This window comes from Vibrio hyugaensis (genome assembly GCF_002906655.1).
GTDB lineage: Bacteria > Pseudomonadota > Gammaproteobacteria > Enterobacterales > Vibrionaceae > Vibrio > Vibrio hyugaensis.
This window is the reverse complement of record NZ_CP025794.1, coordinates 680,879-705,785: the sequence shown is the minus strand read 5'-3', so window position 1 is coordinate 705,785 and position 24,907 is coordinate 680,879. Positions and strand designations below refer to the sequence as shown.

Annotated in this window: 17 protein-coding genes; 12 read left to right on the top strand and 5 right to left on the bottom strand. The window is 43.9% G+C overall.

What is annotated here, in order from left to right:
* Window positions 1–27 precede the first annotated feature (27 nt).
* Together C1S74_RS03945 and C1S74_RS03940 are read left to right on the top strand one after the other, a co-directional pair.
* Window positions 28–684, top strand: a complete 657-nt coding sequence (locus C1S74_RS03945; protein ID WP_045402196.1) for a 2OG-Fe dioxygenase family protein — start codon at window positions 28–30, stop codon at window positions 682–684.
* The gene (locus C1S74_RS03940) at window positions 668–1,903 is read left to right on the top strand and encodes a cysteine desulfurase-like protein (RefSeq protein WP_045402193.1); all 1,236 of its coding nucleotides are present in this window, start codon (window positions 668–670) and stop codon (window positions 1,901–1,903) included. The genes C1S74_RS03945 and C1S74_RS03940 overlap by 17 nt, the downstream gene beginning before the upstream one ends.
* An 80-nt stretch (window positions 1,904–1,983) precedes the next feature.
* Here the strand turns inward: C1S74_RS03940 and C1S74_RS03935 are convergent, their stop codons facing one another.
* Complete coding sequence (locus tag C1S74_RS03935; RefSeq protein WP_045402190.1) at window positions 1,984–2,808, bottom strand: DUF2797 domain-containing protein; 825 nt, start codon at window positions 2,806–2,808, stop codon at window positions 1,984–1,986.
* Window positions 2,809–3,148: 340 nt separating this feature from the next.
* Here C1S74_RS03935 and C1S74_RS03930 point away from each other — a divergent pair, with 340 nt between their 5' ends.
* Window positions 3,149–4,492: a GGDEF domain-containing protein gene (locus C1S74_RS03930; protein ID WP_045402187.1), complete on the top strand. Its 1,344-nt coding sequence runs from the start codon at window positions 3,149–3,151 to the stop codon at window positions 4,490–4,492.
* A 162-nt stretch (window positions 4,493–4,654) separates the two neighbouring features.
* Here the strand turns inward: C1S74_RS03930 and C1S74_RS03925 are convergent, their stop codons facing one another.
* From C1S74_RS03925 to C1S74_RS03915, 3 genes are all read right to left on the bottom strand, one after another.
* Entirely contained in the window at window positions 4,655–6,025 is a 1,371-nt protein-coding gene (locus tag C1S74_RS03925) for an SLC13 family permease (protein ID WP_005443284.1), read from the bottom strand.
* A 246-nt stretch (window positions 6,026–6,271) separates the two neighbouring features.
* The gene (locus C1S74_RS03920) at window positions 6,272–7,018 is read right to left on the bottom strand and encodes a SanA/YdcF family protein (RefSeq protein WP_045402184.1); all 747 of its coding nucleotides are present in this window, start codon (window positions 7,016–7,018) and stop codon (window positions 6,272–6,274) included.
* A 166-nt stretch (window positions 7,019–7,184) separates the two neighbouring features.
* Window positions 7,185–8,873, bottom strand: a complete 1,689-nt coding sequence (locus C1S74_RS03915; protein ID WP_045402180.1) for an NAD-dependent malic enzyme — start codon at window positions 8,871–8,873, stop codon at window positions 7,185–7,187.
* A gap of 237 nt (window positions 8,874–9,110) precedes the next feature.
* Between C1S74_RS03915 and C1S74_RS03910 the strand changes: the two genes are divergently transcribed.
* The 3 genes from C1S74_RS03910 (at window position 9,111) to C1S74_RS03900 (ending at window position 12,948) form a co-directional block, all read left to right on the top strand.
* The gene (locus C1S74_RS03910; RefSeq protein WP_045402177.1) at window positions 9,111–11,465 is read left to right on the top strand and encodes a helicase-related protein; all 2,355 of its coding nucleotides are present in this window, start codon (window positions 9,111–9,113) and stop codon (window positions 11,463–11,465) included.
* Window positions 11,466–11,576: 111 nt separating this feature from the next.
* A complete protein-coding gene (locus C1S74_RS03905) occupies window positions 11,577–12,335 on the top strand; it encodes a phospholipase A (protein ID WP_045402173.1) in 759 nt (252 codons plus the stop codon).
* A gap of 235 nt (window positions 12,336–12,570) precedes the next feature.
* Window positions 12,571–12,948, top strand: a complete 378-nt coding sequence (locus C1S74_RS03900) for a hypothetical protein (RefSeq protein ID WP_038868678.1) — start codon at window positions 12,571–12,573, stop codon at window positions 12,946–12,948.
* A gap of 148 nt (window positions 12,949–13,096) precedes the next feature.
* Here C1S74_RS03900 and C1S74_RS03895 read toward each other — a convergent pair whose 3' ends face one another.
* Entirely contained in the window at window positions 13,097–14,200 is a 1,104-nt protein-coding gene (locus tag C1S74_RS03895) for a phosphoribosylaminoimidazolesuccinocarboxamide synthase (protein ID WP_045402170.1), read from the bottom strand.
* Window positions 14,201–15,825: 1,625 nt separating this feature from the next.
* On the opposite strand from C1S74_RS03895, the gene C1S74_RS03885 reads away from it, so the two are divergent.
* From C1S74_RS03885 to C1S74_RS03860, 6 genes are all read left to right on the top strand, one after another.
* On the top strand, window positions 15,826–16,170 hold the full coding sequence (locus C1S74_RS03885) for a hypothetical protein (protein WP_045402167.1): 345 nt from the start codon (window positions 15,826–15,828) through the stop codon (window positions 16,168–16,170).
* 34 nt (window positions 16,171–16,204) lie between these two features.
* Window positions 16,205–16,537 carry a hypothetical protein gene (locus C1S74_RS03880; protein WP_045402164.1) on the top strand — a complete coding sequence of 111 codons (333 nt, stop codon included), beginning with the start codon at window positions 16,205–16,207 and terminating at the stop codon, window positions 16,535–16,537.
* A 16-nt stretch (window positions 16,538–16,553) separates the two neighbouring features.
* Window positions 16,554–16,931, top strand: a complete 378-nt coding sequence (locus C1S74_RS03875; protein WP_156145327.1) for a hypothetical protein — start codon at window positions 16,554–16,556, stop codon at window positions 16,929–16,931.
* Window positions 16,932–16,942: 11 nt separating this feature from the next.
* Window positions 16,943–17,701 carry a SpvB/TcaC N-terminal domain-containing protein gene (locus C1S74_RS03870; protein WP_158652388.1) on the top strand — a complete coding sequence of 253 codons (759 nt, stop codon included), beginning with the start codon at window positions 16,943–16,945 and terminating at the stop codon, window positions 17,699–17,701.
* 413 nt (window positions 17,702–18,114) lie between these two features.
* Window positions 18,115–24,252, top strand: a complete 6,138-nt coding sequence (locus C1S74_RS03865) for an RHS repeat-associated core domain-containing protein (RefSeq protein ID WP_208624116.1) — start codon at window positions 18,115–18,117, stop codon at window positions 24,250–24,252.
* Complete coding sequence (locus C1S74_RS03860; RefSeq protein ID WP_045402157.1) at window positions 24,197–24,898, top strand: hypothetical protein; 702 nt, start codon at window positions 24,197–24,199, stop codon at window positions 24,896–24,898. The genes C1S74_RS03865 and C1S74_RS03860 overlap by 56 nt, the downstream gene beginning before the upstream one ends.
* The last annotated feature ends 9 nt before the right edge of the window (window positions 24,899–24,907 follow it).

The following is a 24,907-nucleotide window of genomic DNA, read 5'->3' as shown; positions in this document are numbered from 1 at the left end:
AAATGTGCCTCATTAAAGGAGCCAATGATGTTACATTCACGAGAGAACACCCTACATTTAACTCAGCTCAGCATGGCAGCGATTGAGCAACTTTCTCCTTCCTTTGAAGGCCTACCTCGGACAGAACATGCCGATGGCCAATATCGTCTTCGTCGTTACTCTGTGGTTGGGTTTGAAAACGGTCAGGTTGTCGATTTAAACAAGAACAGCTTTGTACAATCTTCTGATATCAACCGTTTCCAAGGTGATGTGATTCGCCAGTTTCAGCCGATTGAAAAAGGGATTCTTTCCAGTGAAGGTTTCCGTGAAATGTGTGAGTTGTTCGTTAATGCAAACCACTTACCAGACGGTCAGGAAATCGAGATCCATCAAATTCGAATCACCGCGATTTACGATGAGACCCAAGTTGCACCGGAAGGGGTACACCAAGATGGTTTTGACCACATTGCATTAGTCGGTGTAGGGCGTCACAACATCATGGGTGGCGACATCATGCTTTACAGCAGCCACAACCAAGCGCCTTTTTTCCGTAAAGTATTGGAAAATGGCGAAGTGGCAATGCTGGCAGACAGCAAATTGTGGCACAACGCGGTGCCAATTCGCTCAGTGATTAATGACCAAGAAGGTCATATGGATGTATTTGTACTGACAGCGACGGACAAACGAAATGAACTTCAATCTTAATCAGATCCGAGAACAATTTCCCGCACTGGCTCAGTATTATAACGACCGTCCAGTTACGTTTTTTGACGGTCCTGGCGGTTCACAAGTGCCGCAATCCGTTCTCGATAGTATAGTAAGCTATCTTGGCCGACTCAATTCGAACCTTGGAGGCCATTATTTTTCGAGTCAAGCAACGGTCGAAGTGATGCAGTCAGCTCGTGAGTCTGCACAAGCGCTATTAAATGCACCATCGTCTGGCAACATCGTATTTGGTGCCAACATGACATCACTGACTTTCCAGCTAAGTCGCGCTATTAGTCGAGATTGGAAAGAGGGCGATGAGATCATTGTTTCAGCCCTCGACCATTACTCTAACGTGTCGAGTTGGCAACAAGCAGCAGAAGATAAAGGCGTGGTGGTTCACCAAGTCAGAATCAATGAAGAAGATTGCACGCTAGATCTCGCGCATCTTCAGAGCTTGTTGAATGAGAAAACGCGTTTAGTGGCGGTGACTTACGCATCGAACACCACCGGTTCTATCGTCGATATTCCGCGTGTCGTAGAGGTGGCGCATAACATTGGTGCTCAGGTTTATGTGGATGCCGTCCATTACGCGCCGCATCACTTAGTGGATGTCCAAGACTTAGGATGCGATTTCTTAGCGTGTTCGGCTTATAAGTTCTTTGGACCACATGTGGGCATTGCTTACATTGCAGATCAATGGTTGCATAGTATCCAACCTTACAAAGTCGAACCTGCAACCAACATCGGTCCTGGACGCTTTGAAACGGGAACGCAAAGCTTTGAAGGTTTGGCGGGTGTTGCAGCAGCAGTGGAGTATCTAGCACAGTTTGGTGATACGAATGTGTCTCTTCGTCAACGTTTAGAGCAGAGTTATGCTTTATACAATGAGCATGAGCAGCATCTGAGCGAGCATTTCTTACAACGTTTAAGTGCGCTAGATGGTGTGAAGTTATATGGCATCAATGACGAAAGTAGCCAACTGAGAACACCAACTTTTGCGCTGACGTTTGATAAGTACTCTCCAGATTTCATCGCTAAAACACTCGGTGAGCACAATATCTGTGTTTGGAATGGGCACTTCTATGCACTCGGTTTGGTTCGGCAATTAGGGTTAGAAGAGTCGGGTGGTGTCGTTCGTATTGGTTGTATGCATTACAACACTACGGCTGAGATCGACATGTTGTTTGATGTGTTAGAAAATATCCTCGATGCGTAAGAATCGAAGACCACTAAAAAACTAAAGCTCGAGCCAAGTGCTCGAGCTTTTTCGTTTCGTTTGTTCAATGAGCCGAGAGCTTATTCGCTCACTTCAACTTCATAAGAAGTGAACTTACGCACGTTGATCACGCCAGTATCAAAGATCAGGTATTGGCCTTTAATGCCTTGCAATGTACCCGTTACAACTGGGTTTTTATCGAAGTTGTGTGAGGTGATTTTAGTCGGATGCTGCTGAACCGGGTAGCTTAGGGAAGTGATGTTTTCGCTTAACACTTCAATTGCGTCATCGCCATACTGCTGTTTGATCTCAGCTATTTTATCTTCCACCAATGGCAGCAGTTCTGCAAAGCGATCTTGCAACTCAATTGGGTCACCATCGCCTTTCAGTAGAGTTCGCCAGTTCGTCTTATCGGCAATGTGTTTTGCTAACTCGATTTCAATCAAGCCAGAGATATGGCGCGTTTTCACTTTGAAGATCGGTAAACCTTGAGTTGCACCTTGGTCAATCCAACGGGTTGGAATTTGGGTATGACGCGTGATGCCCACTTTCAGACTTGACGTGTTAGATAGATAAACGAAGTGATCCACCATGCAGTTTTCTTCACCCCATTGTGGCTCTCGGCAGGTGCCTTGCTCATAGTGGCAAGTCTCTGGCTTCATGATGCACATATCGCAACTTGCCAGTTTTTTCATACAGACAAAGCAGTGACCTTGCGAATAGCTTTTCTTCGTTTTCTTTCCACATGAACTACAAAAAATATTGCCAGTATGGGTCAAGGTAAGGGCTTGGCCAAGAAACGGGCTTAAGTCTATTTCTTCTTCGCCAACAGGGAGACGGTAGCTTACGGCACCATCAAGAGACGCACGCATTTTGTTTAGCGTGCCTTTAGCAATTATTGACATGACATTACTCATTATTGTGTTTTTGCACAGTATATACCGAACAGACGTTCAGATGCAGGAGAAAGCGAATACGTGTTGGCTTTCGCTTTCTGTTTGATGGCTTTTTAAACACAAGGGGAACGGAGTATGTGAAGTGCTTCGCAAATATTGTTGAGTGAGAATATTTCTACAATCCTGAAGCAGGATCACTATTGCTTTGTATGTACTATGTATTGACGTTAAGAATTCGGATTTAAAGTCACTTTTTAACTTGATAAATAACTTTGTTTGAAGTGTAAAAAATCTTTCAGTACATTACATGATATAAACCGAACAACTGTCAGTAAACAGGCCAGTCGCCATGAAGTGGATACATAAATTAATTTTTGCATTGTCAATATGCACCATCAGCTTGGTCGCGCTTTATAGCTTATTAGGTGACACACGTAAACTTGTCGTCACTCCAGACCAATTTGATATTTATGCCACGACAGATGCTAGTGCTGGTGGTTTGAGTGATTCAAAAATCAGTTACGAAGATCAAAGCCTGGTTTTAGATTGCGACTTAAAAAAGAGCAAATACGCTTGGCCATATTGCGGAATCTCAGTCTATACCGACGTGCTTGAAGCGACAAAAGGCCTCGATTTATCGAGTTATCACACCATCCGTTTGAAGTTACGTTACGAGCAAGCGGGTGATGGTAAAAACCAAAGCAAAGAATTGCGCTTGTACTTAAGAAACTACAATTCGGCGTACTCTAAGCCTGATGACGAATACACTATTAAATACAATGGCATGCAGTTTTCACCTTCAAACTTTACTGAGGTGATAGAAATCCCTATCGAGAACCTTCAAGTCATGACATGGTGGTTGAATGACAATAACGTTTCAATAGAGCATTCTGCACCAGAGTTTGCGAACATCACTCGAATCGACCTTGCTACTGGCGCTGGCGCTGGATTGGGTAAGCACAAAATTGTGATTGATAAGATCGAGTTTGAGGGGGCATACATTAAGCAATCTACGCTGTTGTTTGCATTGCTATTCTCTTGGATGGCGCTGGGCTTAGCTTTTTCACTTAATGAACTGCGAAAAAATAAAGTGGCTTATGACAGAGCGAAAAAGCGTCACCGTCATTTGGAACGAATGAACAGCACATTGCGCGCTCAAAATTATGAGTTTGCAGAACTGGCGCATCGGGATGCCTTAACGGGGGCAATGAACAGACATGCGGTACAAAGTTGGTTAGAACAACAAGCTCGGCAAGTTCGTTGGGGGCGTGATTCGTTTTCAATTCTCTACATGGACTTAGACAAATTTAAACGCGTGAACGATAAGTACGGTCATCAAATGGGGGACGATATCTTGCGAGAGTTTGTGATGGTTATTGCTAGCTCTATTCACGCTGATGATCGATTGGTTCGCTGGGGCGGAGAAGAGTTTGTCGTGTTTTGCCCAAACACCAATATTGAACAAGCCGTAAAGAAAGCAGAAATCGTCCGTCAAAATGTAGAAAAACATCTTTGGGTTCATGGCGAACCGCTAACTTGCAGTATTGGTGTTGCTCAAATGCAGAATGAGCGAGTATCCGAAACCATGGCGCGTGCGGATGAAGTGTTATACATGGCGAAGCGCAATGGCCGAAACCGAATCGAAGTCAATTACGGTATGCAAAAGCAACCAGAAATAAACACTCCGGACTAAACGAAAAAAGGTGGCCTAATGACCACCAAAAGGGAAACCGCTGAACAGAAAACTAGGGGTGTTTTGGTATTCGAATGATTACCGAGAACAGCGGCTGTAGTGCTACCTTTTATCTAAGACAGAGCAGCGTTTGCTGCTCTTTTCTTATCATATATCTGAACATTACCAGAACAACCAAGCGAATAGCGTGAGTGCACCGATACATGCAACATTGAGCACCATACCGATTCGCATCATCTCTTTCTGTTTGATATGACCCGTCGCAAATACAATCGCGTTAGGTGGCGTTGCTACTGGCAGCATGAAGGCACAAGATGCCGCGACTGCAATCAGTGCTGATAGAATGACTGGCGATAGACCAAGCGCTTCTGCAATGGTGGCAAATACTGGCACTAATAGCGCCGCACTTGCGGTGTTACTTGCAAACTCGGTTAGGAAAACAACGAACGCAACCACAGATAGAATCGTGAGTAGGACGCCAGCTTGCTCAAGGAAGCCTGCTAGACCGTTAGCCAAGAAGACACTTGTACCTGTTGCTTTTAGTACGTTACTTAGACAGATACCACCACCAAACAGGATTAAAACACCCCAGTCAGTTGTCTTTTCAATGTCTTTCCACTCCACAGCGCGAGATGCACCAAGTAAAAGAATGGCACCAATTGCAACCAGCGTATCGAACTTCGCAAAACCGCCAAGCATAGCGTTGATTGGTTTGCTGAAAATCCAGAATGTCACTGTTAATAGGAAAATCGCTAAGGTGATCTTCTTGCCGTTTGTCCACTCAACAGGCTGGTGGTCAAGTTCGAACGTGTGGCTTAAATCTGGTTTTGTCATGGTGTAAAGCACCAAGATCGCGATAGGCATCAGAATCAAAGAAATTGGTAAACCCAGCTCCATCCACTCTGTAAAGTTCAAACCGACTTCTGCGGCTGCGATAGCATTCGGTGGGCTACCTACTAGGGTAGCTATACCGCCAATAGACGCACTGTAAGCGATACCAAGTAGTACGAACAGGTAAGTGCTGTGACTCTTCTTCGCGTCTAGTTTGCTCATAACGCCTAGAACCAATGGCAACATCATCGCTGTCGTTGCGGTGTTTGAGATCCACATTGATAGGCCTGCGCTCACACCAAACAACATGAAGACAGCGACAGACATCTTACCGCGCGCAATGAGCAGTACTTTGTCTGCGATCGCTTGATCGAGTTTTTGCTTATGCAGCGCAGCAGCCAATGCGAAACCACCCAAGAACAAAAAGATGATTGAGTTAGAGAAGTTATTTAGTGCTGCTTGGGTATTGAATACGCCCAAGAATACCGCGAGTAGCGGGATTAACAGGGCAGTGATGCTTACGTGAATGGCTTCCGTTAACCAAAGTACGGCAACGAAAATCAAAATACATAAGCCGGTTACGACTTGAGGCTCAAAGGGTAGGGTGTTGAACAAAATAGCGAACAGCAGGACATTAGACGTCAATATCATGCTGTTGCGTGTGAAGAACCAATTCTTCAGTGTCACAGCGAGTGCGGTCATGGGTTGTGCTCCTTTTGCATTGCCTTAGTGTTGGTTTTTTATGGCAAAGTAACTGACTTGTAGTTATTTATTGATTAAATGTTACTTCGGATGCGAAAGGGTGTTTTGCCTGAATCGACGGCAGAATAAGAAAGTGTGAGGTGGGGAATTGGAAATGGGTATAAAGCTACCCATTTACTTTTAATGAATTGTTATCGGTGTGTAATGCAGGGTGAGAATGTTGAAAGCAGCAACACTTTGCTCGACTTAATGAACCGGAATGTTACGTTCGTTTTCGATGATTTCTTGTTTTTCTTCCACCGTATCTTCCACTGCAACGATTGGCTCTTGAGGTCCAAGGAAGCGCGGTTGCGTATTCATGATGTACAAGTCCAAAAACGCTTTCACACGAGCCATAAGTTCACGCGTTCGCATGTTGATCTTCTGCTTGCTTGCAGTTGGTCCAGCTACTGCCAAACACTGCGCATCAATATTGTAAGCGTCAGCAATAAACAGCGCGCGTTCACAATGGAATCGTTGAGTGACAATCAAGAAACGCTCAGAGGCGAATATCTTTTTAGCACGAACGATAGAATCCAGAGTTCGGAATCCCGCATAGTCCAGATGAATCACTTCTTCTGGTACACCAGCGCGCAGCAGATCGCGCTTCATTGTCCAAGGTTCATTGTAAGAACGGTGCGCGTTATCCCCACTAAGTAAAAACTGCTTCACTTTTCCTTGTTTGTACAGTTCGATAGCGGCGTTGATTCTGTGGGTGTAGTAAGTATTGAGGATCTTCCCAATGTATTTACTGGTGCCGAGAACGACCGCGACTTCATGCTTAGGCACTTGCTCGTAGTCGGTAAAGATTTCTTCTTGAGCTTGAAGCACGACCCATCGGTCAATCGCAATGATGGTGACGAAAAGACCGACTAAAGAGATCGACAAAGCCAAAGCAAGACGCTTCCATGAAAATTTGAGCTTCCACTTTGACTTTATGCGAGAAAACAGCAAAACGTTCGATGTCCTTAATTGAATGTGTATCTCTCATCATATCTGATAGAAATGAAAAGAGAGAAGCCCATTTATGCCAAAATATGGTTAGGATGAGAAAAAAAAGCATAAAAAACAAAAGCCCCCGCAGTGCGAGGGCTAATTATTGTACAAAGTGTAGCAAAATTTAGAATGCTGTGCGTTTGTAACGACGGTAAACTGGCTGCCAGAATGCTTGGTCAATCGCGTCATTTAGCGCTTCGTCGGTAATTTCTAGTGCGACACCTTGCTCAATCGCTTTCTTAGCGACAGCAAAAGCAATCTTCTTCGATACCAAATGGATTTCTTCCAAAGGTGGAAGTAGCGCGCCATGACCATTAATTGCCAATGGAGAACATGTCGCCAGTGCGCGGCTTGATTCCATCAACATTTCATCTGTCACACGTTTCGCGTTCACAGCCAAGACACCTAGACCAATACCAGGGAAAATGTAGCTGTTGTTACATTGTGCGATAGGGAAGGTTTGGCCTTCATGAACCACTGGCTCAAATGGGCTACCTGTTGCAACCAGTGCTTCACCGTTCGTCCAACGAATGATGTCGTTTGGTGTTGCTTCTACACGGCTTGTTGGGTTCGAAAGAGGGAATACAATCGGGCGCGCGCAGTGCTTGTGCATCTCTTTGATCACTTCTTCACTGAAGAGACCAGGGGCACCTGATACACCAATTAGCACGGTTGGCTTAGCATTGTGCATCACATCAAGAAGTGAGAAGCCAGTTCCTTCGTTTTCCCACTTCTTCGTGTTGTCGAACTTCTGAACAAGGCGCTGTTGGAAATCAAGAAGGTTAGGCATGCCTTCTTGCAACAGACCCCAACGGTCAACCATGTAAACTTGCGAACGTGCTTTCTTATCAGAGATTCCTTCCGATACCATTTGAGCAATGATCGCTTCTGCAATACCACAACCAGCAGAACCAGCACCCAAGAAAGTGATACGCTGATCAGACAGTTTAGTGCCCGCCGCTTTACATGCTGCCAGTAGAGAACCTACTGTAACTGCCGCCGTACCTTGAATGTCATCGTTGAAACAACAGATGCGATCTTTGTAGCGCTCTAGAAGTGGCATTGCGTTTTTCTGTGCAAAGTCTTCGAACTGGATCAGTGCATCTGGCCAACGGCGTTGTACTGCTTGGATAAACTCTTCAACAAACGCATCGTAATCAGGGCCAGTGATACGAGGGTGACGCCAACCCATGTACATTGGGTCTGCTAGGCGTTGCGGGTTGTTAGTACCCACATCAAGCACGATTGGTAATGTGTAAGCTGGGCTGATACCGCCACACGCTGTGTACAGAGAAAGCTTACCGATTGGAATACCCATGCCGCCGATACCTTGGTCACCCAAGCCCAAGATACGTTCGCCATCAGTTACCACGATAACTTTAACGTTGTGGTTTGCTGCGTTGTTTAGTAGGTCATCGATACGGTCACGGTTCGGGTAAGAGATGAACAGACCACGGCCACGACGATAGATGTTTGAGAAGTTCTCACACGCTGCACCAACGGTTGGTGTGTAGATGATCGGCATCATCTCAGAAATGTGGTTTTGAACTAGGCGGTAGAATAGCGTTTCGTTCGTGTCTTGGATGTTGCGCAGGTAAATGTGCTTGTCCATGTCACTTTCAAAGCTTTTGTACTGTTGGTACGCACGCTCTACTTGCTCTTGGATGGTTTCAGTCGTCTCTGGTAGAAGACCTTCCAAGTTGAATGAACTACGTTCTTCTCCGGAGAACGCACTGCCCTTGTTCAAAAGAGGGGTCGCTAAAAGAGCCGGACCCGCATATGGGATATAGAGTGGGCGCTTGTCGTTGTTCATTGGGTGCCTTAAATGTAGGGTTGAAGGATGCGTGCAAAATTCTAACGGGTTCACTATTTAGTTGTAAACATTCGTTGATGCACATCAACGTAATGTCGCAAAAAAATCCAATTCCCGACGAAAATATCGTCACTGAAACGATAATCTTGTCATTAAATGGCCAGAAACGATTCCTAAAGCAGGAATTTCTCACTCAGGTATAATGCCTCGCAATCCATTATCACGTTCTTATCTTTTATGTCTCAATTACCTATCGATAGCTTACAAGCGGAATTTGACCAACTCGTGAATCACCATCATTTGGTGGTTGAGGCCGAAACTGGCTCAGGTAAATCCACGCGATTGCCACTTTGGGCTGCCAATCACGGTCGAGTATTGGTGATTGAACCACGCCGAATCGCTTGTACTTCGTTAGCTGAATTTCTTGCCGAGCAATCTGGTCAACCTTTAGGTAAACAGATTGGTTACGCGATAAAGCTTCACGCTCACTATGATGAAAAGACTAAAGTCGTGTTCGTGACGCCCGGTGTTGCGCTGCGTTGGTTCGCGGAAGACAAACTGGCTAGCTTCGATATCGTGATGGTGGACGAATTTCATGAACGCCGCTGGGACATTGATCTCCTTACCGCGATTTTAAAGCAAGAAAAACAGCACCGTTTGATTGTCACATCAGCCACTTTAGAAGGCGAAAAACTGGCGAGCTATCTGCATGCCAAGCGCCTGCGTTCTGAAGGGCGTTGCTTTCCTGTCACCGTGACTCATCGCTCCATGGACAGTCGTTACTTGCCGAACAAGAAAAGTTGTGAGAATGATGTTGTGCGCACGGTAAAAGAAGCACTCGAAGACGAAGAGGGCGATATTCTCGTTTTCTTACCGGGTCGAAAAGAGATCACTCAATGCGCGCAAATGCTGCAAAGTATTGATGATGTGATGGTCGTGAAGCTGCATGCATCGGTGAGTGATGAAGAGCGCCATCGTGCGTTAACGGTACAAAAGCAACGCAAAGTGGTGTTGGCTACCAATGTTGCAGAAACCTCTCTGACCATTCCAAACATCCGCGTCGTGATCGACAGCGGCTTGGAACGCAGAACGGTGCAAAGAAATGGACGTACTGCCCTGACGTTAACCAACATCTCCAAAGCTAGCGCGGCACAGCGAATGGGCCGAGCAGGTCGTGTTGCAGAAGGGGCGTGTATTCGCTTGTTTGGTGAGCATGCACCGTTGGAACTGGTGACGCCACCTGAATTGCACCGTGAAGAACTTGTAGAGCCAATGCTAGCTGCGGCTTGTTGTGGGTACAGACTTTCCGAACTTTCCTTCCTCGATCTTGTGCCTGAAAAGTCACTTAACTCAGCACTCCAAACCTTGCAAGGGATGGAAGCGGTAGACGAGCAAGGTGACATCACCGAGCACGGTAAAAAAGTTTACCCTCTACCAATTGATGCCCTGTTTGCGGACTTAGTGACTCGCGTCCAAACCAAATCAGAAAGAGAAGCAATGATCGATTTAGCAGCAGCGCTTTCTGTGCCAGCTCAGTTGTATCAATTGCAAGGCGGTGAGTCTGCCGAAGCATTAGCACAAGAAGAACCATTTGGTTGTGATGCCTCGCTGATGATTCGCTTGGTGCGAGGGGAGCAACTTCCTGGCGTTAATGTCGATGTGAGCGTACTTGAAGAAGCACAAGGCTTGGCGAAACAGATGCGAGAAGTGTTTGAATTACCGGATCTTGAAGTCGCATCGCGATACAAACGTGATGAGTTGATCAAAGCCATTGCCACCTTGCATCCACAACTCGTATTTGTGCGCCGAGAACGACGTCGTGACGCGCTAGGCAATGGTTTGATGGAAATGATGGTTGGGCGCAATAGCCGTTTCTCCGAAAAAAATGAAGCAGCTTTGGTGTTAGATAGCCACAGCGTACCCGGACGAGGCGTAAAACAGACGCTCAATCTTGCCTCCGTAATGCTACCTGTTTCCCTCAATCTGCTGCGCGAATTAGAGCTTGGTGAGTGGCAACAAGGCGAAACCAATTATGAGGAAGAAGCCCCACGAGCGACCATGCATTTGATCTATGCAGGGCGAACCATCTGTACTGAATATCAAGCGCTTGAAGGCGAAGTTGCCGTCCAATCAATTGTTGAGATGATCGAGAACGAAACTTTACTGCCAGGATTTGCACCGCTAAGAAGGCAGCAAATTCAGCATTGGAAGATCTACAACGCACTCGGGCTAAATCCAGAGTCTATCGATAAAACGGAACTCGATGGTTTGTCTTTCGCGACTTGGTTAGTCGAGCAGCTGGAAACGCTTGGCGTAGAAAGTGTGGAAGATATCGAACTGTTTGAAGCCGATGACATCCCGTTCGAAGGCATCCCTGAGTGGGAATATGATGACTTTGTTGAACGCTATCCACTTAAACTCGTACTTGCAGAGCTAAAACTGGATGTTGAGTATTTTGTATCACGCAAGCTCGTGCAGGTTATCTACGCCGAAGGAAGTCGAAAAGGGGATCCTAAACGCTGGGAGTTGCCACGTTGGTCAGGTTGGAAAGTGCAATACAAGAAAGCCAGTCGAGTATTAGATGTGAAGTAACACAATCCGGAACAGTATTTGCTTCACCTCGTTTCCCTTGAAGTTTATGGCCTGTTTTTAGGCGATAAGGAATGAATTTGCCGCTCTTGTTGAGCGGCGTGAAGGAAAACGATGAAGTATAAAACAATTCCACTATTGTTATGCCCCGTACTGGCTTACGGAAAAAGTATTAATCATATCTCCACTTACGAAGATAACTATGTCCTCGGTACGTACACCTCAGACATTAATCAAGATGCTTACAATGAACTCGGTTCTGAAATGGACTCATTACAGCATTTTGAAGTGAAGTTTCAAATCTCCGCTTCGATTCCATTTTATCGATTTAACTCTGGTACTGCGCTGATGGGTGCGTACACACAAAAATCTCTCTGGCAACTTGCTAACTCTGACATATCTTCTCCGTTCAGAGAGACCAACTACAAACCACAAGTATTTCTCGCGCACCAATCCAACATGCTTTTATTCAACCACTTAGAAGCGGGCTATAAGCATGAATCAAATGGTCAATCAAGTAAGCTTTCTCGCAGTTGGGATAGGTTATATATCGCCACCGAACGTTTTTCAGGCCCTGTGGAATATGGTGCACACGCTTGGTGGGTAATCGCCACTGAAAATGATGAAATGGAAGACTATTATGCGCCTTATGAACTTTGGGCAAAGGTCTACACTGGCGCTGGTGTGTTCAATACCCGAGGCTTTTACAACTTTGCTGATGATAAAGGTGGCATCGAGTTAGGTTATACCTTGTACTTTAACGACATCCTTGGTCTGTATGTTCAGGGATACCATGGTTATGGCGAAACGCTCATCGACTATGATCACTCTCAAACTCGCGTGGGGCTTGGTATTCGATTGGTGAATTTATAAAGGGCTTTTATTTGCTTGATGTGCTTAGCGACGTTTTTAGTTCAGCGTTGAAAATATTAATCAATTGGATGCTTATATATGGCGAAGCTGTACATCATTTGTTACAAAGCTGGTTTTAATATTTCCTTTTGAGGTTAAATAAGGGCATAAAAGACCATTGTTTTATATCCTATTGCTATATCAAAGTAATTGAACGATATTTTGTATATCTCATTTCAGAGTGTCGAGGCATAGGATGGAGCAACAAGGAAAGACATGCATTGAATTCGACTACACCAGCTTCCTAGGGGCAACGGGAAGTAAGAAGTGGACCTTTCTGGAAGCGTTCGCCACCATCGCGCCCATTTTTGGCATGATGTGGAAACAGAACATCGCGGAATTGAGCCAACCAGAGGATCGTCTTTGGGACGCTGCATTAAAATCGATGTCTTCACGTCAGAGCGATGAATCCAATTTAGTGATGTTGGCAAAGCTTGCAAAACATGAAGGAATCCATGAATTACGTGTAGTTATGCCTTATTCGTTAGACTTAAAACAAATTGAGTACATTGAATCTAGAAGTAAACTAAAAGTAGATACCACAGAGCAAGATGTCCTTAATTTGAAGTTCTAACACTAAAGCGATACCTTCCCCCAATCAAAAAAGCGATCGAGTATTCGGTCGCTTTTTTATTACCTGTTGTAAACCTGAGAACCAATGCTGTGTTTTAGCTTAGCTACCTTTTGTATTCGGTTTTTACTCAGCGTTTAGCGAGTAAAGCTTAATCAATCAAACCGTATTCTTTGCTCAAGATTTCGATGATCTCTGCTTTCGGGTTGTCACTGAGCTTGATTGGCTGACCAGTAATCTTCTCGGCAATGTTGATATAAGTGCGAGAGATATCCATCAAAGATTCTACTGGCAGGTCGTTATCACGAGCAAGACCTTCACGCTCAGGCATGCGTTCTTTGTTAAGCAGAATATCAGGATCAGGGAAGTGGTTTAATAAGAACTGACGGAAACCTTCTTTCGAGTTCTCAACGATGTTTCCGGCTTGGTATTCTTTGGTATCCCAAATACGTGACGAATCAGGCGTACCTACTTCATCCATGTAAATGAGCTTTTCGTTACCTGCTGCGTCGTGAACGTAGCCAAACTCAAACTTAGTATCCACAAACGTTTGGTCGATAGCTTCAAGTGCATAACTAATAACGTTAAAGCCTTCTTTCAATAGTTTCTCGTATTGGGCGATGTCTTCTGCGCTAGAAAAGTTAAATGCTTCGTAGTTGTCCACGATGTTTTGGCGAGTGATGTTCACGTCATCCGCTTCAGGAACGTCTGGAATGCCTTTCAAGATACCTTTGGTTGACGGTGTCATTAGCAATTCAGGTAACGCTTTATCTTTCTCAAGACCTTCCGGAAGCTCAATACCACAGAACTCACGTTCGCCGTTTGCATAAGCGCGCCACATAGAACCTGTGATGTATTTACGGCAGATTGCTTCAATCTTAACTGGCTTCGCTTTTTGTACGATCCAAACGAATGGGTGAGGGATGTCCAAGATATGACTATCAGCAAGGCCATTGTCTTTGAACAATTTGAACCAGTGGTTAGAGATCGCGTTGAGTGCAGCGCCTTTACCCGGAACGCCTTTGAGTCCACCTTCGCCGTGCCAGATACAATCGAATGCAGAAATACGGTCACTGATCACCATGATGGCCAGTGGTGCATCAGGAGCGACATCGTATCCTTTTTCTTTGATCAGCCGTGCGCTGTCTTCTTCAGTTAACCAGTAAACAGAGCGAACTTTTCCGCTGTGAACAGGCTTGTGGGTGCGAATTGGCAGGTCGTCATTGACGGCAAGTACTTGATTAGCAAGGCTCATTGCGACATTCCTATCATCTTAATCAAACGTCATAAAGAGAAGATATCCAGCGAAAAATGTGCGCTGAATAAATCGAATGAGGGCATCATACCAGAACTATTTTAACTCGCCAGAGAAAAAGCAAACGTTTGCCTTTGCTTGGCTTTCCAAAGAATGAATTAACCAGAGTGAAAAAGTGTACTTTTTCTACTTAGTAATGGCCTTAATAAAGATGAGCTCCGGATTTTTGGCAGAGCAATCATCACTATCGAACTCTACTCTTACTCTTTTATTTATAAATGCAGCAGCCAATGCTACCGAGTCATATTCATTGCTGAGACATAGATGAGAGTAGTAACTGCATTATGAAAACTTGATATCAACGATGGCTTTTATCATCCGAAAGTGTTCAACATTCAACTTAGATGCATGTAAAGAGTTAAGAGCATGCGAAACTGAGTAATAAAGTGGGGAGCTTTTCATTGTGAAGCAACATGATTTTATGTTTAAAGGAGTAAGACCTGATTCGTAAACATGGTTAGTAATTTATTATAAAAACTACGTTAATTAATTTAGTTATTTTTAATTTAGAACCTTCTTATTGAGCTGGTCGGATGGTGTTGTTTCTATCGAATTCTAACAAGGTAAAATATTAATAACTATGATTTATCACTCTTTTAATACTCTCCATTTATAATGCTTGTTATTGATGCTTTTGTAATTAAAATGCATTTACAAAACCGATGTCACCAATGGTTTTATAAAAAATTCATAACCACCTTACACTTTCATAACAAAGGTGTTTGTTTTTTTATAAGATAAGTGTACATTGAGAACAATTTATTAACTGAAGCGTAACTATAGTTAAAATAATGATAAGTAGATTCTATAAATTGAACTGATAATAAGTAGAAGTGGCCTTTTAAGGCATATGTTTAGAATCTTTAGTTATTAGATACTATTAACAATATGATGTGAGGAAAATAAAGTGAAAATGGTGTTGTTAGTTGCTTTTTTATTTGTATCGTTGCCAGCGTTGTCTGGGGCATTTTCTAGTGCCGCGGTGCCAACAAGAGTCGATATAGAGAGGGGGAATGGTTTTATGGTTTATGGTAATTTTGGTAATCCAATGAACTGTACAAGAGAAAACAGATTTTTTATTCAGAAAACACATCACAGTACAGCGAAATCTACTCAACCGTTTTAGCAGCATTTACAGCACAAAAAAAGATACTGCTTTATTCTCATAACTGCACCTCGGTTGGCTGGTACTCTCAACCTGAAGTTACATATAACACTGTGACTCCAAGTGGTACGGTTTACATCCTTAATTAAGTTGTAGTTATGACAACATTAATTTTATGCATAGAAATAACGCTAGTCGTTACATAGGTAGTTATAAACCCCACAAGACTTGCCGTAAATCCGAGTATTTATATCACTAATCAATCTAGTCACGACGAGAACATAGCTTACATTATTATCAATCCAGCTAGTGGATGCATCATGTTGGTGCTTATATTAATAGGGACTATAAAGAAAACATTGAAGGAAATGTAGGCATTGTTGAGTGTTTTTAATCTTTATAATGCCGATTAGTGAAAGCAGATGAATTGTTAAACAAGAAGCGCTTAATAAGAGGGAAAATGAAAACGATATTATCACTAGTGGGGCTACTTGCCTTAGTCACTACTTTTCCGGCAATTTCGGACACACATTGCAAAGGAAAAGTCACTTATCTTGCTATCGGAAGGAGTGGAACTGTTTTAGTCAATGGTCCAGGCGGATTGCCGAGTGTGTACCTGTGTAATGTTCAAAATAAGGTCAACAATATAGAGGTCGAGAGTTGCAAAGCTATTTACAGCACCTTACTGGCTGCAAAATCACAAGACAAAACGGTCAATATCACCTTCCTACCTAATATAGACTCATGCTCGTCATTTAAGAGTTGGTCAGTAGCTAAAAATTTAAACTGGGTTTTCGCAAGCTAATAACCTCAAATTTCTCCGAATAAAAGAAAACAAAATGAAAAAATGTCTATTTACTGTCGCAGTATTTGCGAGCCTATCTTCTCCTGCCTTTGCGGTTAAATGGAAAGATTCACCCTATGTAGAGATCAAGAAACTTTACCCCCACAATGGAGGGTTGAATTTTTATACGGAATATAAGGATGAGTCTGTTTCTGCCTGCGACGGTGGTTACCGTTTTGAAATTCCTGCTTCAGCACAAAATTACGATACGAAAGTTAGTGTGATTATGGCTGCTTTTATGGCGAAGAAAAAAATCCTCCTCAGATACGATGCTGAGCAAACGAAGAAATGTGCTGCTGTAGTCGATCGTTTCTTAGTTAAACCTTAGTCGAGCAGGGCTTCATATGAACCATTACTCGCGGTGCTCATTGGTGTTACTGTCCGGGATCGCAGTTGTCGGATTTACAGTTTTTTCTAGTTCAAATACACCCAATTCGCCAGATGTAGATCAATCAACAAAAGAAGAGCTTTTCTCCAAGCATTCTCCACAAGTGATTTTGAGTGATGACGTGGCATTTCCATCTCCCGTTGTCCAATTACAACAAACGATGGCGGCGGGTTTAGTTGAGCTTGCGGATCCCTCTCTTGAGTTGATTCGGGGTGATTTACAAGATTTTTCTGATGAGAATGTAGATGAAACGTATCAACCGCCCTCAGAGCTTGCTGACCTAGAGTCTCGCTTAGAACAATTGCAACAACTACACAAAAGTCTTAAACAATAAAGGACAAAGTGGTGTCAACTAAAAAGTCTATTCAATATGCAACGATATTTGCGGTATTGTCCGCAAGCGTTGTATCCAGTTCGCTTGAAGCCAGAGTTCCCTCACTTTACAAAGATACTATTGGACTCAGTGGCGATTATGCAACCTCAGGTGGCGAAGCCACTTATACTTTACCCATCGTAGTGTCAGCGGGGCGTGCTGGTCATCAACCAGAACTCAGTCTTGATTACCAGAGCGACTCTCCCAATGGCATGATGGGCATGGGTTGGAGCTTGGGCGGTCAGTCTGTTATTTACCGTTGCGGTAAAAACTTAGAGACGGACGGTAACTGGGGGGGAGTGCATTTTAACTCGGACGATCGTTTTTGTATCGATGGTCAACGCCTTATTGCGGTTGAAGGCGCCGACGGCGGTGATTTAACCGAATACAGAATCAAAAAGAACGGCTACAACAAAATCGTTTCTTTTGGGAGTAGTGGTAGTAGCGGCCCAGCCTATTTTAAGGTTTGGAAAACGGATGGCAGTGTTCTTGAGTACGGCGTTACCTCGGATTCTCGCGTAGAGTTGCCAACTGAGTCGGATGTGTACAAGTGGTCTCTGAACAAGAGAACAGATGCGAGCAAACAAAATCATATTCTGTATCACTACCGCGAAGATAACGCAGGAGGACGTCACCAGTTAGCGAGCGTATCTTACACAGGGGGAAGGTCGAATTTGTTTATGAAAATAGAGAAGACAAAACCTCACAATACCTTCACGGTAAGAAGTTAGTCCGCGACCAACGTTTAAAGCGCATTAATACCTTTGACGCAGAAGGAACACAAACGGCTAACTATCAGTTAGATTATCAATACTCTAAATACACTGGCCGTAGTTTGCTGCTAGATATTGTGTATGGCAACGCTTCAAGTGGAAGCAGTACCCCGATATCATTCTCATGGAATGAACCTGGAGCAACGCGAACTACTTTTGGTACGTCTCCGATAGTTAATGCGGGCAATCTTTCTATACCGGATATTAAATATAAGATCCCACGAGTAACAAAGCCATTGGATTTTGCCAAAGCCAGTTATTTTGATGTAAATCGAGATGGTTACAAGGAACCTTTCGGGGTAAAAGAAAAATCGACCACATTGTTTTCATGTTCATATAAAAATTATTTTGATAGTTCTACTTTGGGTAGCATGTTGTCGCTAGACGGTGTTAGTAGTAAACCAGGGTTAGAAGGTTATACCCTAGTTGGTAGTATCGATTCACCTCAGTTGTTACCTCGTCCAAATAAGTTTATGCGTGTCGGCGACTGTGGCCCCAATGGGCGATATTCTAAGTATGAATATCGTGTGGATGACGATATCTTATCGGCACAAAGCTATATGCCAAATCTAGATGGCGTTTTGGTTGAAGTTCCAAACGTGCCAAATGTAGGTAATAAAATAGGCCTTAAATACATTTCTGGTGACTTTAATGGTGATGGTAAGCAAACTTTACGCGAGAGAATATACGTCAGAAATAAGATGAAGCATGTGCCAATGCATGTGCTAGATATTGATAATGATGGGATAGATGATTGGGTGTATGTTTACGGTAAGCAGCTTGTTTACTCTCTTTCACACAAGGGGCATAAAACGTTTTCTATTCCTGTTCAAGATAAAGAGTTGTGTGTTAGAAATCTACCATCTCTCCAGAAATTTTGTAACAACTTAGCGTACCTTACCTTTAACGATTTCAACAATGATGGTTACAAGGATTTCGCCGTTGTTAACAATAAAGCGAAAAAAATTGATGTTTTTACATTCAATGGTGTTGGGTATGAAAAGCAAGGCTCAACTTACAGCTTACCTGGTAGAGAACATAAGGTTGAATTTATTGACTACAATGGCGATGGATATCCAGAGCTTTATGTTGATGGGAAGTTTTATATCAATCATGGCGGTGATTTTGACCTAACTAAGCCGATCGATACCCCTGAGATTAAGGATATTTACTTGGTCGAAGATATTAATGGTGACGGTATTGACGATTTCGTTAGCAGTGTGGGTAAGGCTCCTAAAGAAAAGTCTAAGACTCATATTTCTACTGGTCTTGAGATAGACCGGATAAATATCATTACAGAGCAAGCCCGCACATATAAAATCGAATACAAACCAGCGTTGGATAAATCTGTACATACTCAAAAGCGATACTTTGATTACCCTTACTTGAATACAACACCAAGCAAGCAGCTGGTTTCAAACGTGATCAAGGAACCCAAAGGATATATAGCAACCAGATACTCCTACCATTATGAGGGGGCAAAGTCGCATGCGCTAGGCGGTGGCTTTTTAGGGTTTGCAAAAATTACGGAGGTAGAGTCTAACAACGGCTCATTTCTTGTTGCCAATAAATATGACTTTGTTACCACAACAACGGTAAGCGAATACCATCAGTTAGATTTGAAGAGAGCAGGAGAGCTGAAAAAGGTCACCGTTTACAAACAAGGTAAAGGTGCAAAACCGTTTGTTTATCGAGAATCTGATAAAGTGAGTGCCACGGATTTCAGCTACAAATCGGTGGACAGAACCCATCGTGCTTTTCAGGTTTACCCAAACAAAGTTGTTAAGAAAAGCTATGAAAATGGGGCATTACAGAAAACGGAAACAATTACTCGTGAATTGAATGCGTTTGGCGCATTAACGAAAGAAGAAAGTGTTCTAGTTAACGCAAAAGATACGCGTGATGCCTTTACCACCACCGTTGACAACACCTATGTTTCTAACGGGTATACGACGACATCTGTTACGTACAATACGATATCGCGTCATCAGGTGTCGGATATGTCGGCGAAGTTTGCACGTTATCAGGATGGGCTGACAGGGTATTGTTCAACCAGTAACGATGACGTTTACTTTAAGCCAAACGATAAATTTGTCCTCATACATGGCGAGGTGGATACCCCCATTTTAGTGACGCGTCATAACGAATATTACCGTTACCGTGTAACTAAGAGTCAATCCAATTCTTACAGTGGAATCACACAGCGAAGTGGAGAGCTAACTCAAATCAGTCGTGCTGAGTTCGAGCGCCAGACCACCAAACCTTGCGGTGACTTTACCTTTGGCAACATTATTGGTGATTCACACCCTGAATTGAGTACAACAACGGCTAACTTATCACAGCGTGTGACGCAGTCGGGTAATGAATATTGGCAAGTTGGAGCAGTACAGCGCACAACAAGTAAGGTGACAGCCCAACAGCATGGCTTAAGCAAACTTACTCTACAAGATTACGCTTACACGCAGAACGGCTTGGTAAGTAGTGTTAGAACCAGTGGCTCAGAATATGAACCTAGCTCTGGCTCAGGTCGCACGCTAACGACCGCTTATCAATATGACGCTTGGGGTAACATTCGCCAAGAAAGCCAGTACGGCAGTGATCTTGCACGCCGCACCACAACCTATGGTTATGAGCAAAATGGTCTCAAACTTAAAACCACTACCAACGCTAAAGGGCACACCACTACGTGGGAGTACGATGCTCAAGGTCGTCTGCTGTCTGAAACCAGTCCGTTAAAAGGGCGCAAAACACGTTACCAATACGATATGTTTGGGCGTGTAAGAGTGGCGACATTACCGGGTACTGGTAATACCGTTTTCACGGACTACCAGTTAGGTGCCGTTTGTATGAACGCACTTGCGACCACCGCACACTGTGTTACGGTCAGAAAAGCCGATGGCTCAGAACAGCAAACACAGTTTGATTATGCCGACAGAGAGGTCCGTCGCCTTCATCGAGCTTTTGATGGTCGCTGGGTAGTGGTCGATTCTGAATGGGATCAGAACGGTCGTAAGCGTTTTGTGACGGCGGCAAAGTTTTTAAACCAAGCCGGTAATGCGCCACGAGTAACGTTTGACTACGACCTTTACAACCGAGAAGTCCGCCGAATAGAACCAGCAAATCGCGGTGGATTAGCGATATTTACCACTCGTTACGATGGCTACAAAATAGAAGGCACGGATGCTCGTGGCTTTAAACGTAGCACCACCCACAATGTTATGGGGCAGGTGATCCGTAAAGACGAGCCACTTGGTGCTTATCAAACGTATCAATATTACCCTGATGGTAAGCTAAGACGTACGGTAGATTCTGACGGGAACATTACTCAAGTAAAATACGACAACCTAGGCTATCGAACAGAGCTAGATGATCCGGATATCGGCCATTGGTACTATCGCTACAACGCACTAGGGCAGCTTGTTTATAAGCGAGATGCGAATGGAATCGTCACCACTATGGGTTACGATACGCTGGGACGTAAAGTCGCACAAAATGATGGTAGTGAGGCATCACAATGGCGATACGATGAACGTGGCGCCTTAGGCACACTATCGTGGATGAGTGGCAAGGGACAAAGGACAGATTATTTCTATAATTCCAACGGGCTATTGCAAGAAAAAGCAGTCACAGTCGGGCAAGAAATCTTCTCGACACAATATGAGTACGATAAACTTGAGCGTCTAGGACGAGAAGTTCGTCCTGATGGTCAAACGTTAAAGTCTGCTCTTGGTAAAAAAGGCCACCAACGCTTAGCGGTGGAGTATCTTTACAACCAATTTGGCTATTTGGGCGCAGTAAGAAGCCCAAGAACTTACGCTGATGATATCTTTACCAGCGCCAAGTTCCGTGAAGATATCCGTCAACTTCTTAGTGGGGCGATCAACCAAGCTAATACTTATCTACAACGCGCGAGTCGATACGCAAGGCAGGAGCAATTCTTCCGCACTAAGCAGTTAGAGTACGAAAGAAAACGGGTTGACGTTTACAACCTTGATAGCGCGTCTGCAGCATTACTAAAAGATAATTACCGTTATAAACAGTGGTGTGATGGCCAGAACACGTGCTATTTGCGTCCTGCAACTTGGGTAATGCTGCACGATGACATCACTATCCCTCTGGATGTCACGCTCGAAGGTCAGGCTTATCGAATTACCAGCGAAAAAGATGGCAGCGATTTATGGGATATCCTTACACCAGGGCTGCAAGCGCATGATCTGACAGCAACGGCCATTTCTGAGCAGGAATTAGCTGGTCTTAGCCTTACACAGATGAAGGACATGCTTTTATCTGGTGATTACGATGAGGATGGTCAGCCAGACATAATGTATCAAGGCGATATTTATTCGGCGAAGGCTGACGATGAACTGCGCGGTGAATTATTATTCGCAGCGGAAGATCTTGAACAAGCCGCCAATATTGCTAACCGCCAGTACAAGCAATACAAAGCACTGGCGGCTGACATGATTGGGGTGTCGGAGAAAGTCGCGAAACTGAGTGGCTTATATTGTGAGTTTGCTAATGACCTAGCTGGTAACCGAGTGGATGCGAGTCTTCGTAAAGAGTGCAGGAGCAATGGTGGTGTGAGCCAAGCCGATATGTTGGATACGATTTTAACCAACGCGGAATTGGCTGCGGCAAATAAAAATAACGCCTACGTTTACTATTGGCAGCGTCAATCCACCGATGCTTTTGATCATACACTCAGTGAAATGCTGGGTAATGGGTTGATGAACACGTATGATTACGATGCAGATACTGGACGAATGAATGCGATAGCAACTTATCAGGGTAATCATGTCTACAGCTCAGATAAAATAAGCAAGCCATCTCGAAATCAGCACATTCGTTACTTGCGTTATCAATACGATGAGCACAACAACGTCACTCAGCGCTTTGATGATCAGCTCGGCATCACTGACATTTGGACGTATGATGCGTTAGATAGAGTCGAAACCAACACCATGGTTCTGGTTGATAAGGCTCGCCATGGTCTTAACAACCCGGATCTGACAGGTAAACGCAGCTTCGAATATGACAAGCTGGGTAATATTCGCCACAAATCAGACGTGGGTGTTTATCAATACTCTGGAGTGGGGGCGGGTCCGCATGCTGTTACCAATGCAAATGGTTTAGACTACAACTACGATGCTGTGGGTAACATGACCAGCGCGAAAGCGAAAGGCAGCAAATCCAATGAGCGAACGATGCGTTGGTCGCCGTTCAATAAGCCAATCAAAATCGTACGTGAGGGTAAGTCGGTAGAGTTTTCTTATGATGCGAACCACGACCGTTACTTAAAGCGAAGCTCAGATGGTAAAGTTACCTTCTACTTTGGCAAAACTTATGAACGAGAGAAAGACCTTAAAACAGGGGAAATACAACACAAGCACTTTATTTTCGCTGAGGGTAAGTTAATTGCCTTAAACACTCAGACGCTCGATAGTAAAAACCAGCTCAAGAATAAGCAAGTGCGCTACTTGCACCATGATGCGCTGGATTCTGTTGACATGCTGACTGACGGTTACGGCTTAGTTGTAGAAAAACGCAGCTATGATACTTGGGGTAAACAGCGCCACGTTGAGTGGCAAGATAAAAGCGCCGCGAGTGTTGTACAGTCAGCTATTACCAACCGAGGTTACACCGGGCATGAGGAAATCACAGAAGTTGGATTAATACACATGAACGGACGTGTGTACGACCAAGAGTTAGGGCGCTTTACGAGCGCGGATCCACTTGTTCAGTCGCCATACGTAGTAAATAGCTTCAACCGCTATGCATATGTGATGAATAACCCGCTCAAGTACACAGACCCAACAGGGTTTAGCGGGGTAGATTCCGGTGTTGCATCAGATGACTCAGAGACTAAAGGGGATGATGGAAACCCAAATTCAGACGGCGGTAAACCTAAAGGTAATAGGGGGGGGGATTCAGAAAGCAGAGATCCTGAAGGCGAGAAAACCAAAACTAACGATGTGTTTGGTAGTACTGTTAATAAACTAAAAAAAGTGAGAGATGCTATTGCGCCAGGCTATGGTGTCGCTGGCATGGCTTATCACGAAGCTCCAGAGGAAGATAGAAACTCCGCGGCAAACAGCCTAAACATGAATGCAAAAGACGTCCGGGCTTCAATGCGAACGGCGAAGGTTATGGCCGCTGTTGGTGGGGTTGTTGGAAAAGGGAAAGGAGGTCGTCCAAAAAATGGTTTAGATACGAGTTCTGATACATCACGTGAAGCTCTCCGCAAAGCCAAGGAGGTAAACGATATTCCAAGAAGTGCCCAACCTGATAAAACGATTAAACCAAATACCCCTGAAGGGAAGGAGGCAGGCTTAGATGACCGAAATGTAAAACAGTTGGAATATACTAATAATAAAGGTGAGAAAATTTCAATTAGACAAGACAAACCTGCTAAATATGACGACGGCGGTAAAGGTGATCAGAGGAATCACTACAATGCAGGAATTAAAGGTTCGCCGAAGCTTAAGCAGCACCATTACTACGGGGATTAATAAAATTGTGAGTACTTTTTTGCATAAAAATGAGAAAGCCTTCTTTTTTAACGTGGATCTGTCTGATTCGCTATTTCTTGAAAAAATCAAGTTGCGTTCGGAGCAAGAGTACGATGTGGATCAATGTCCAGAAATAACTGCTTTGAAATACATAGAGAAAATTTCCCATTGTTTTGATGGAAATGTGTATTTGGTAGTAGCTAGCCATGATATTGGTCCAGCTAGTAAACTTAGGTTAAAAAAGGGAGCATTGTGGTCTAACAAAGAGCTTCGAAATCTAGAGGGCTATAGTGGTGAAGTTGAGGTCGCTCTGGGTAGTACTAGGCTTGTATCGTTAGTAAATTTAGAAAAATTTGATTATGAATCGGAGGGGGAAGCTGTTTTAAACTGGGCTTTTAGCTTTATCCTACTAACTAAGCTCGATCTGGAGAGTTTTAATGGACTAGTTGAAGGATGGGTTGCCAAAGGAGAAAAGTCAGTTTTGGCGTTTAACTATGATGCTGTTGCTAGGGATTTGTTAAAGTTAAGTACAACATCGGTTTTGCGTTATTTCCCTGCTGACAATGGTCGAGATGAAACCTTAGTAGTCGTTGGTAATAGGGGGATGTTGAAGGATGTGTCCAAAGTTGTTCACTCCATCACTTGACTAAACAGT

Coding starts and splice junctions, on each gene's coding strand:
- C1S74_RS03945 (WP_045402196.1), top strand. CDS start 28: ATGTTACATTCACGAGAGAACACCCTACATTTAACTCAGCTCAGCATG.
- C1S74_RS03940 (WP_045402193.1), top strand. CDS start 668: ATGAACTTCAATCTTAATCAGATCCGAGAACAATTTCCCGCACTGGCT.
- C1S74_RS03935 (WP_045402190.1), bottom strand. CDS start 2,808: ATGTCAATAATTGCTAAAGGCACGCTAAACAAAATGCGTGCGTCTCTT.
- C1S74_RS03930 (WP_045402187.1), top strand. CDS start 3,149: ATGAAGTGGATACATAAATTAATTTTTGCATTGTCAATATGCACCATC.
- C1S74_RS03925 (WP_005443284.1), bottom strand. CDS start 6,025: ATGACCGCACTCGCTGTGACACTGAAGAATTGGTTCTTCACACGCAAC.
- C1S74_RS03915 (WP_045402180.1), bottom strand. CDS start 8,873: ATGAACAACGACAAGCGCCCACTCTATATCCCATATGCGGGTCCGGCT.
- C1S74_RS03910 (WP_045402177.1), top strand. CDS start 9,111: ATGTCTCAATTACCTATCGATAGCTTACAAGCGGAATTTGACCAACTC.
- C1S74_RS03905 (WP_045402173.1), top strand. CDS start 11,577: ATGAAGTATAAAACAATTCCACTATTGTTATGCCCCGTACTGGCTTAC.
- C1S74_RS03900 (WP_038868678.1), top strand. CDS start 12,571: ATGGAGCAACAAGGAAAGACATGCATTGAATTCGACTACACCAGCTTC.
- C1S74_RS03895 (WP_045402170.1), bottom strand. CDS start 14,200: ATGAGCCTTGCTAATCAAGTACTTGCCGTCAATGACGACCTGCCAATT.
- C1S74_RS03885 (WP_045402167.1), top strand. CDS start 15,826: ATGAAAACGATATTATCACTAGTGGGGCTACTTGCCTTAGTCACTACT.
- C1S74_RS03880 (WP_045402164.1), top strand. CDS start 16,205: ATGAAAAAATGTCTATTTACTGTCGCAGTATTTGCGAGCCTATCTTCT.
- C1S74_RS03875 (WP_156145327.1), top strand. CDS start 16,554: ATGAACCATTACTCGCGGTGCTCATTGGTGTTACTGTCCGGGATCGCA.
- C1S74_RS03865 (WP_208624116.1), top strand. CDS start 18,115: ATGTTGTCGCTAGACGGTGTTAGTAGTAAACCAGGGTTAGAAGGTTAT.
- C1S74_RS03860 (WP_045402157.1), top strand. CDS start 24,197: ATGCAGGAATTAAAGGTTCGCCGAAGCTTAAGCAGCACCATTACTACG.